The sequence below is a fragment of the Micromonospora humida genome (assembly GCF_016901255.1).
Taxonomy (GTDB): domain Bacteria; phylum Actinomycetota; class Actinomycetes; order Mycobacteriales; family Micromonosporaceae; genus Micromonospora; species Micromonospora wenchangensis.
In genome coordinates this window covers 101,895-110,813 of record NZ_JAFEUC010000021.1, presented here as the reverse complement: position 1 = coordinate 110,813, position 8,919 = coordinate 101,895, and the positions used below count along the sequence as shown (strand labels likewise).

The 8,919-nt window shown below is 74.0% G+C and carries 8 protein-coding genes and 1 rRNA gene; 3 read left to right on the top strand and 6 right to left on the bottom strand.

The annotated features are described in order from the left end of the window. The 3 genes from rrf to JQX11_RS30675 form a co-directional block, all read left to right on the top strand. A 5S ribosomal RNA gene (gene rrf / locus JQX11_RS33735) occupies positions 1–76 on the top strand; the annotation flags it as partial. Between the two features lie 288 nt (positions 77–364). Continuing rightward, complete coding sequence (locus JQX11_RS33535) at positions 365–952, top strand: helix-turn-helix transcriptional regulator (protein WP_204928409.1); 588 nt, start codon at positions 365–367, stop codon at positions 950–952. A gap of 110 nt (positions 953–1,062) precedes the next feature. Beyond that, positions 1,063–1,755 (top strand): response regulator transcription factor, encoded by a 693-nt coding sequence (locus JQX11_RS30675; RefSeq protein ID WP_204928408.1) that lies wholly within the window; start codon positions 1,063–1,065, stop codon positions 1,753–1,755. 200 nt (positions 1,756–1,955) lie between these two features. Here JQX11_RS30675 and JQX11_RS30670 read toward each other — a convergent pair whose 3' ends face one another. The 6 genes from JQX11_RS30670 to lanKC form a co-directional block, all read right to left on the bottom strand. Beyond that, the gene (locus tag JQX11_RS30670) at positions 1,956–3,722 is read right to left on the bottom strand and encodes an ATP-binding cassette domain-containing protein (protein WP_204928407.1); all 1,767 of its coding nucleotides are present in this window, start codon (positions 3,720–3,722) and stop codon (positions 1,956–1,958) included. After that, on the bottom strand, positions 3,719–5,386 hold the full coding sequence (locus JQX11_RS30665; protein ID WP_204928406.1) for an ABC transporter ATP-binding protein: 1,668 nt from the start codon (positions 5,384–5,386) through the stop codon (positions 3,719–3,721). Before JQX11_RS30665 ends, JQX11_RS30670 begins: the two co-directional genes overlap by 4 nt. A 70-nt stretch (positions 5,387–5,456) precedes the next feature. Further along, positions 5,457–5,576, bottom strand: coding sequence for a SapB/AmfS family lanthipeptide (locus JQX11_RS30660; RefSeq protein ID WP_067312693.1), 120 nt, complete (start codon positions 5,574–5,576; stop codon positions 5,457–5,459). Positions 5,577–5,658: 82 nt separating this feature from the next. Further along, positions 5,659–5,778: a SapB/AmfS family lanthipeptide gene (locus tag JQX11_RS30655; RefSeq protein WP_067312693.1), complete on the bottom strand. Its 120-nt coding sequence runs from the start codon at positions 5,776–5,778 to the stop codon at positions 5,659–5,661. Positions 5,779–5,860: 82 nt separating this feature from the next. Beyond that, positions 5,861–5,980, bottom strand: a complete 120-nt coding sequence (locus JQX11_RS30650) for a SapB/AmfS family lanthipeptide (RefSeq protein ID WP_088647629.1) — start codon at positions 5,978–5,980, stop codon at positions 5,861–5,863. Between the two features lie 69 nt (positions 5,981–6,049). Further along, positions 6,050–8,647: a class III lanthionine synthetase LanKC gene (gene lanKC / locus JQX11_RS30645; RefSeq protein ID WP_204928405.1), complete on the bottom strand. Its 2,598-nt coding sequence runs from the start codon at positions 8,645–8,647 to the stop codon at positions 6,050–6,052. Positions 8,648–8,919: the final 272 nt, after the last annotated feature.

Here is an 8,919-nt window from a genome sequence, read left to right as displayed (position 1 = left end):
GAACCCGGAAGCTAAGCCCTCCAGCGCCGATGGTACTGCACTCGGGAGGGTGTGGGAGAGTAGGACACCGCCGGACAACCTTTCAGTTGAGGCCAACCCCTAACAGGGGTTGGCCTCAACTGCTGTATCCGTCAGATCGGTGCTTTCCGGACGTCCGGCAGTCCGCCGGCTCGCTTCTTCCGTCACATGATGCATTTCGACCGCTTTTCCGTTGGCCGGGAACGGGTCGTCATTCCGACAGTCGCGTCTGCGGCCGCCTCCGTTTGGGAAAATGTGACGGATGGACGAACTGGCGAGCGGAAAACAATCATCGTCGGGTCCGGACCGGGCGGCAGAAAACGATGAACCGACGATTCGTGTCGTCGTGGTGGGGCCGCCGGGACTGTTGCGTACCGCCCTCGCGGCGATCCTGGCCGCAGCCCCCGGATTCGAGTTGGCCGGCGAGAGCGATCCCGACCACCATCTGACGGATGGGGTCGTCACCCGACGTCCCCACGTCGTCCTGGTCGATCTCGACGCGATCGAGGACCCCGCCGTGCTCTCCGGGCGATGGCACGCCCGGCTGCCGGAGTGTGCGGTGGTGGTGCTGACCTCCCGGCGGACCGCCCGGGCGCTGCGCCGGGCCCTCGGGGCCCGGGCCCGGGGGATCATCGCCAAGGACGTTGCGCCCCAGGAACTCCTGGACCAGCTTCGTCTGGTCGCGGAGGGGCAGCGGATGATCGACCCGGTGACTGCCCTGGCCGCACTGGACGCCGCGGTCAATCCCCTCAACGAGCGGGAGCGCGAGGTGACCGCCGCGGCCGCCCGGGGAATGTCCACCAAGGAGATCGCCGGTCACCTGCACCTGGCGCCGGGCACCGTCCGCAACCACCTGTCCGCGGTGCTCCGTAAGACCGGTGCCCGCAACCGGTGGGAAGCGGTTCAGCGGGCCCAGGACGCCGGGTGGATCTGACCACCCGTGGGAAGGGGTGTCGAACCAGTTACGGATTCAATAAGATTCCGAACCGTGCGTCATCGACCGCACACATTTCGTCAACACGGGCATCATCTCGGGAGTCGCTTATGGTTCGCACATTGCTCGCCCTCCAGGGCGGGCTGCTCCGGGGCGCACTCGCCCAGCTGCTCGCCGCCGAACACGACATCGAGATCGTGGGTGAGGTGGACAGTCCACACCACCTGCATGCGGCGGTCAGGGCCGAGCGCCCCGACGTGGCAGTGGTCGAGTTCGACATGTTGACCGTGACGGAACTGGTCCGGCTGGCCACCCTGGGCGTGGCGGAACCCGTCGTCGAAACCACTCCGGCTGCCGGTGGCGGGTCCACCGCCCCGGCGCTGTGCTCGCCGACGGAGCCGACGAGCACACCCGTGGGTTCCCTGCTGGTTCTCGTCGAACAGCGACGGGCCGGCCGGCTCGGGCCGGTGCTCGCCGAGCACGGCCACCGGATCGGCTTCCTCAGCCGCGACGTGCCACCCGGCCGGATCGTCGACGGGATACGGCAGCTCGCCGAGGGACGGGTCGTCCTCGACCCCGATCTCGTGGTCGCCGCCCTCGAGGTCGCCGACAACCCGTTGACCAACCGGGAGCGGGAGGTGCTCGACGTGGTCGCCGAGGGGCATCCGGTCCAGGAGATCGCCGAACGTCTGGTGCTGTCGGCCGGCACGGTGCGTAACCACCTGTCGCGGATCATGGCGAAGACCGGAGCGCGGACCCGCTGGGAGGCGGTGCGGATCGCCCGGGAGTCCGGCTGGCTGTGACCGGCACCCACCCGATCCCGGCACCCGGCGTGCCCGCCGGCACCGCCGCGGGGCCCTCCCTCGGCGTGACCCCGGCCCCACCGCTGGCCGCGCCTCCGATCTGCCCCCGGGCGATGCCGCCGGCCGCGCCCCCGACCTGACCCCGGGCACCGCCCGGGACGTATCTCCGAGGTGGCCTGTTCGGCTGAGGCTCGCGGCGCCTAGGCCCGGGCCGCCGGTGTCCCGTCCGACGCCGTCCAGAAGGTGGCGGGGTCCGACGGTTCCGTCTCGCCGTAGCCGACCAGGGCACGGTAGGCCGCTGAGCGTTCCAGCAGCCCCTGGTGGGTGTCCAGCAGCGCGGTCCGCCCGTCGAGCAGCAGGACCCGCCGCGCCCGCAGCGCCGAACTGACCCGGTGGGCGATCACCACCAGTGTGCCGGGTCGGGCGGCGAAGGCCGTCTCCAGTCGGGCCTCGGTGGCCGGGTCCAGGTGACAGGTCGCCTCGTCGAGGATGGCCAGCGGGGCGGGGGAGAGCCAGGCCCGCAGCAACGCCACCTGCTGGCGCTCCCCGGCCGACAGGTCCGCCGGGCGCAGCATCGCGTCGTACCCGCCGAGCCGGGTCAGCAACCCGGTCAGTCCCAGCCGGGCCGCCGACCGGTCCACCACGTCGTCCGGCACACCGGGGGTCAGGTAGCCGAGGTTGTCGCGGAGCGTGCCGGTGAAGACGTACGCCTCCTGGGGGATGAGCACGCGTCGCTCGGCCAGTTCGCCGGGCGTCGCCCCGCCCACCGGCGACCCCCCGACGTGGACGGTGCCCGACTGGGGGTGCAGCACCCCGGCGATCAGCCCCGCCAGGGTCGACTTGCCGATCCCGCTGGCCCCGACGATCACCAGGTGGTCGCCGACGGGCACCTCGAGGTCGAGGTCGTCGAGCACCGGGTCGGCGTGCGGGCCGTACCGGAAGGTCACCCCGCGCAGCGACAACCCCGCCCCGGTCCGCTGCGGCGTGGGGCGGGGCAGCGGCGACCCGGCCGGGTCACTGTCGGCCGGCGCGGCGGTACGCAGCAGCCGGTCCAGGGTGACGGCGAACCGGAGGCCGCCGGCCGCGACCCCCTGCACCAGGCTGTGCAGCGCCGGCTGCACCCCCCGCGTGACATAGACGAGCGCGCCCAGCAGCGCGCCCGGTCCCAGCCCCTGACGGACCAGCCACGGCGCGGCCAGCAGCAGCGCCGGCACCGGCAGCCAGCCGCCCAACGCGAGGCTCAGGCTGCGGGTCGCCGCCATGGTGGCCAGCCGGCGTTCCACCCGGGCCTGCGCGTCGACGGACCCGCCGACCCACCCGGTGACCTGGTCGCGGGCCCCGCTGGCGGTGACGTCGCGGTGCCCGCTCACCGCGGTCACCACGGCCCGGCCGAGCTGCTCGTCGGCCAGTACGTACTCCCGCTGCCGGGCCACCATCACCGGCAGCGCCACGGCGAACAGGCCGAGACCGGCCAGCACCGGCACCGCGACCAGCAGCGCCACCGGGGCGGCCAGCGAGAACAGGCCGAGCACGGCGGCACCGAGGGCGAACAGGAAGCCCCGCACCACCATCAGCAGGCCGGCGTAGGTGTCCCGGACCAGTTCCACCTGGTGGGTGAGCCGGGCCACCGCCGCGTCGTCGGCCCGGCCGCCGGCCGCGCCGGCCACCGCGCCACGCACCACCCGGCGCAGCAGGTCGTCGCGGAACGGCTCCACCACCGCGCCGAGCAGCGCGTACGACCGGTTGGTGCCGGCCGCGCCGACCAGCACCGCAAGCCCCAGCAGGGCCAGCCAGGCCAGCCCGACGCCCGGCCGGCCGGCCAGGAAGCCGCTGTCCACGGCCCGCGCGGTGAACAGCCCGGACAGGGCGGCCGGCAGCACCTCGGCGGCCGACCAGCCGGCCAACCGCCACAGCTGCGCCCGTCGGGCCCGCAGCGCGGCCCGGGTCACGCCGACGACCGTGGTCATGACCGGAACACCTCCCGGTAGTCGGGGTCGGCCCAGAGCGCCCCGTGCGGGCCGACGGCACGGATCCGCCCGTCGGCCACCCACGCGACCAGGTCCGCGCGGGCGGCCATGCCGAGCCGGTGGCTGACCACCACCCGGGTACGCCGGTCACCCGGCCCGGTCAGCGCCCGGGTCACCTGGTACTCGGTGGCGGTGTCCAGGCTGGACGTGGCGTCGTCGAGGATCAGCAGCCGTTCGGCGCGCAACGCGCGGGCCAGCCCGAGCCGTTGCCGTTCACCACCGGACATGGCGACCTCGGCCAGCGGGGTGCCGTACCGGTCGGGCAGCCGTTCGACGAAGTCGTGGATGGCGGCGGCGCGGGCCAACGGCACCGGGTCCGCACCGGCCCCGACGGCGGCTGCGACCGTGTCGCCGACGAGCACCGGACGTTCGAACCCGTAGCCGATCGCGGCGTGCAGGGCGGCCGGGGTCAGTTCCGGCAGCGGCACACCGTCCAGGAGCACCACCCCGTCGTCGGGGTCGCGTAGCCGGCCGGCGACGGCGGCGAGCAGGGACTTGCCCGCACCGGAGGCGCCGACGACGACCAGCAGCGTGCCGCCGGGCACCCGCAGGTCCACCCGGTCGAGCAGGGCCCGGCCGTCGGCGTCGCGGACGGTGACGCCGCGCAGTTCCAGGGTGCCCGGCCCGGACGCCAGCGGCCGGACGCCGTACGGGCGGACGGGTTCGGTGAGCACGTCGGCGGCCCGGCGGCAGCCGGCGCGTACCCGGACGGCGGTGTTGAGGGCGGCGACCACGGTGCCGAGGCCCGCGCCGAGGGCGGCGTACTGGATGGCGGCCAGCAGTTCCCCGGGGGTCAACCGGCCGGCGGTCAGCGACAACCCGCCGACGGCGACGATCGCGACCTGGAGCAGCGGGTTGAGCACCGCGCCCCGGGTGGCCGCGCCGGCGAGCACCGTCCAGGTCCGTGCCCCGTGCCGGTGCAGCGCGGCCAGCGGGGTCAGCACCCGCTCGACCTCCCGTTCCCCGGTGCCGGCGGCGGCGATGGTGCGCGCCCCGGCCAGCGCCTCCACCAGCCGCCCGGCGAGCTCGCCCTGGGCCTGCTGGTAGCCGGCGACGGCGGCGGAGGCGTCGGCGACGAAGCCGCGCAGCAGCAGACCGAGCAGGAGCAGCCCGGTGACGAAGGTGACGCCGAGCCACGGGTCGATCAGGGTGAGCGCCACCAGGCTGCCCACCGGCGGCAGCGCCACGGTGGCGACCGTGACCAGTGTCGGGGCGGCCTGACCGGCGTCGGCGACCTGGCCCACCACCCGTCCGGCGAGGTCGCCCACCTGACGGCGGGCGGCGGTCTGCGGGGCGAGCGCGAACAGGTGCCGGACCAGGGTGTGCCGCAGGTGGGCCACCGAGCGGGCGGTGGCCGCGCCGGTGCCGTAGTCCCGCACGACGCCGACGACGACCAGCAGCGCGATCAGCCCGACGACGGCGGCCAGCCACCGGTCGGGGGAGTCCTGCGGCGCGGTGCCGACGGCGGCGTCGACGGCCCGGCCCAGCACGGCCGGCAGGGCCAGCTCGGCGACCGTGCCGGCCACGGTGACCACGGCCAGCGTCGGGGTCCACCAGCCGGCCGCGCGGACGGCCCGCAGCAGGAGCCGGTCGGTCGGTGTCATCGCGTCCCCTCCCACGCCGCGCGGCCCCGGACCGGCAGGTGCCGGTCCGGGGCCATGCGATACCGGTCGATCAGTTGCAGGTGGTGACGCTCAGCGAGCTGTCGCCGCAGAGCAGCAGGCTGGCCTGGCTGCCGCCGCCGGTGCGCTCGGTGGCCGGCAGTTCCATCGCCTGGAGGTCGAGCAGAGCCATGGTCTTACCTCTTTCTGTCGGTGTTCGGTATTGATGTGCCTGGTGTGAATCCGGTCGGGTCGTCGGGTCGACGACCGTCGGTTCAGTTGCAGGTGGTGACGCTCAGCGAGCTGTCGCCGCAGAGCAGCAGGCTGGCCTGGCTGCCGCCGCCGGTGCGCTCGGTGGCCGGCAGTTCCATCGCCTGGAGGTCGAGCAGAGCCATGGTCTTACCTCTTTCTGTCGGTGTTCGGTATTGATGTGCCTGGTGTGAATCCGGTCGGGTCGTCGGGTCGACGACCGTCGGTTCAGTTGCAGGTGGTGACGCTCAGCGAGCTGTCGCCGCAGAGCAGCAGACTCGCCCGGCTACCACCGCCGGTACGCTCGGCGGCCGGCAGCTCCATCCCCTGAAGGTCGAGCAGGGCCATGTCTTTCCTCCTTTCCACAGTCGTCGGGTCGGGTGGCCCCGGGGTGACCCCCGGGGAGCGGGTGGGCCGTCAGTCGGCCGGGGTGGGGTCGCCGGTCGGCGCCAGCAGCGGCAACCGGACCGGATCGGTGGGTCGGCTGGCGGCCACGGCGGCCAGCACGCCGGCGGTGCCGGTGGCCAGGTCCATCGAGAGCCGCAGCAGCTGGTCGCCGGGGAAGGCGGTGCCGCCGGCGTACGGCAGGGCGTGCCAACCCAGCAGGCGGGCCTGGTCGTGGGCCACGTCGTACTCGCCCCGGGCGGCCAGGTAGGCCACGATGCCGGCGCGTCCGGCGAACAGCCCGGACTGGGCGTAGAACGGGAAGTCGGCGCAACGGCGGATCGCGTCGGCCTGCTCGCGCAGGGCCTCGTCGGGCCGGTGGCGCAGGTACCGGTCGAGCACCAGCCCCACCCCGACGCTGCCCTCCGCGAGGTACGGCATGGTCCGCCAGCCCTCGTTGACCTCCAGGTGCCCGTCGTCGCGGCGCACGCAGCGGCGCAGGTCCTGCCGCAGCGCGGTTGCGGCGTGGTCGAGCAGCCGTGCGTCGGGTTCCCGCTCGTGCCGGTGCAGCAGCATCAGCGCCACTCCCGCGCCGCCGCGCATCAGTCCGGCGTACGGGTGCCGGCCGCCGCTGACCTCGGCCACCGAGTCGACGTCGCCGAGCCGGTCGACGACCAGGTCGACGGCCTGGCGGGCGGCGGCCTCGTAGCGGTCCTCGCCGGTCAGCGCGGCGAAGTGGGTCAGGTTCAGCGCGATGCCGGGCAGCCCGCCCACCAGGTCGTTGCCGAGTTCCGTCCACGGTTCGCCGAGGCAGCGGTCGAGCAGCCGGCGGGCCTCGTCGCGGTGCCCGAGCAGGTCCAGCACGTACGCCACCCCGTGCAGCCCGTCGAAGAAGCCGAGTCGGCTGCCGGAGGCCGGCTCCCGGACCCGGTCGATCAGCCAGCGGACGTGGTCGGGGTCGACGGGGGCACCGGTGGCGTGCAGCGCCCAGAGCACCCCGGCCGCGCCGTGGGCGAGGTTCAGCCCGCCGTCGTTGCCGCTGAACTGCCGGATGTCGCCGGGGAAGAGCCGGTCGTCGCGGTGCGGCGTGGCGCTGGCGGTGATCGCCCGGACCAGCCGGTCGCGCAGGCCCGGCCAGTCGTCCGGGTCGACCCGCACCACGTCCGGGTCCAGCCGGGTCGGTGCCGTCACGGCGGGGGTCGTCGGGTCGGCGGTGCCGGTGGCCGGTGGGGGACCGACGATCACCGCGACGGTCTCGTCGAGCACCGCCCGGTCGACCGGGAAGTGCTCGGCCACCAGGTCGGCCAGGTGCGCCGCCTTGTCCGGGGCCAGCCGCAGCATCGCGGTCAGCGGCAGGAACAGGGCGAGTCGCAGGCAGGCCAGGGCGTACCGGTCGACGTCGGGGCCGACCCGGTCGCGGGGCGCGGCGAACGCCTGGTTGCGCAGCGCCGGGCGACTCGCCTCGGCGGCCGGCGCGGCGACCTCGAAGTCGATCAGGGTGACCGCGCCGTCGTCGCCGACCATGATGTTGAACATGTGCAGGTCGCCGTAGACGATGCCGTGCGCGTGGATGGCCTCGACCGCCTCGGCGACCTGCCGGTGCACGTCCAGCGCCCAGCGGGTGTAGTCGGCGCGGTCGGCGTCCGGGTGCACCAGCGGGTAGCGCTGCACGACGACCTGGTTGAGCGGGCGGCCCTCGACGAACTCCAGGGCGAGGAACTCGTGCCCGCCGAAGCTGAACTCGTCGTGCACCCGCACCAGGTGCGGGACGTCGGCGAGTTGGCGCAGCACCGTGGCCTCCCGGTGCAGCCGGGTCACCGCGTCCGCCCCGGTGGCGTCGAGGCCGGCGTACGGGCGGGCCTCCTTGAGCACCACCCGGGTGTCGGTCCGGGTGTCCCGCGCCTCGTACAGGCCGCCGCCGTTGGAGAAGTGGATGACCTTCTCGATCCGGTAGGGCAGCTCGGTGGTGCTGGCGGCGTTGCGGGCGGCCAGGTGCGGGCCGAGGAAGTCCGGCAGGGTCACCCAGTCGGGCAGGTGGAACACCGGGTCGCGGCGGTCGGGGACCAGGGTGCCGGTGGCGTCGGCGATGGCCGGCACCACCTGACCCTCGGGTGACAGGCAGTAGCGGGCGGCGAAACCGCCGTAGCGCAGGTAGACCGGGCCGTCGCCGTAGCGCAGGTCGCTGAGGATGTAGGGCCCCTGCTCGCCGTCGAGCAGCGCCGCCAGTTCCTTGGCGGTCAGCTCCAGTTCGGCGTCGTCACGGGGGTAGACGGTGACGAACTTGCCGCTGCCGCCGCGGCGGGCGTACTTGCTGTTGCGCATCAGCAGCATCCGGGGGCCGCGCAGGTGCTTGAACGGGATGCCGCGCGGCTCGCAGTAGTCCATCACCCGGGTGAGGACCCGCTCGGCGTTGTCCAGCCGGGCCGAGACGTGGATCTTCCAGCCCTGGGCGGGCAGGGTGCCGCCGACCGGCGCGTGGATCAGCCAGTCGTCCTTGACCTCGCGTTCCCAGTCCGCCGGCTGCGGGCGGTCGGTGGCGTAGCCGATGCCGGTGGCGGTGGCGCTCGCGCTGGACAACGAGTCGTAGAAGAGCGGATCGACCGCGCAGTACGCGTCGTATCTGTCGTCCATCCCGGCTGCCTCCCATCCCCTGATCGGTTGATGTCAATCCTGCGATCGGCGGGCCGTCGCGCACAGTGCGATGCGTCATCGACCGACGGTGAGGATTCGGCCGGAAACTCGTGACAATGGCGGAGTTTGAAATCGTGAATACCGCATCACCTGCGGATCGGCCCCGGCGTCGGCCCCGGCCCGCGCGGCCGCCGCGCTACCCGTGGGAAGCCACAAAAGACCGCCGGTCGGCCGGGTCCGTGGGGACCCGGCCGACCGGCGGAACGGGGAAC

Bases quoted from the DNA above. Each gene is read 5' to 3' on its own strand.
- JQX11_RS30655 (WP_067312693.1), bottom strand. From the start codon at position 5,778: ATGGCTCTGCTCGACCTCCAGGCGATGGAACTGCCGGCCACCGAGCGC.
- JQX11_RS30660 (WP_067312693.1), bottom strand. From the start codon at position 5,576: ATGGCTCTGCTCGACCTCCAGGCGATGGAACTGCCGGCCACCGAGCGC.
- lanKC (WP_204928405.1), bottom strand. From the start codon at position 8,647: ATGGACGACAGATACGACGCGTACTGCGCGGTCGATCCGCTCTTCTAC.
- JQX11_RS30675 (WP_204928408.1), top strand. From the start codon at position 1,063: ATGGTTCGCACATTGCTCGCCCTCCAGGGCGGGCTGCTCCGGGGCGCA.
- JQX11_RS30650 (WP_088647629.1), bottom strand. From the start codon at position 5,980: ATGGCCCTGCTCGACCTTCAGGGGATGGAGCTGCCGGCCGCCGAGCGT.
- JQX11_RS30665 (WP_204928406.1), bottom strand. From the start codon at position 5,386: ATGACACCGACCGACCGGCTCCTGCTGCGGGCCGTCCGCGCGGCCGGC.
- JQX11_RS30670 (WP_204928407.1), bottom strand. From the start codon at position 3,722: ATGACCACGGTCGTCGGCGTGACCCGGGCCGCGCTGCGGGCCCGACGG.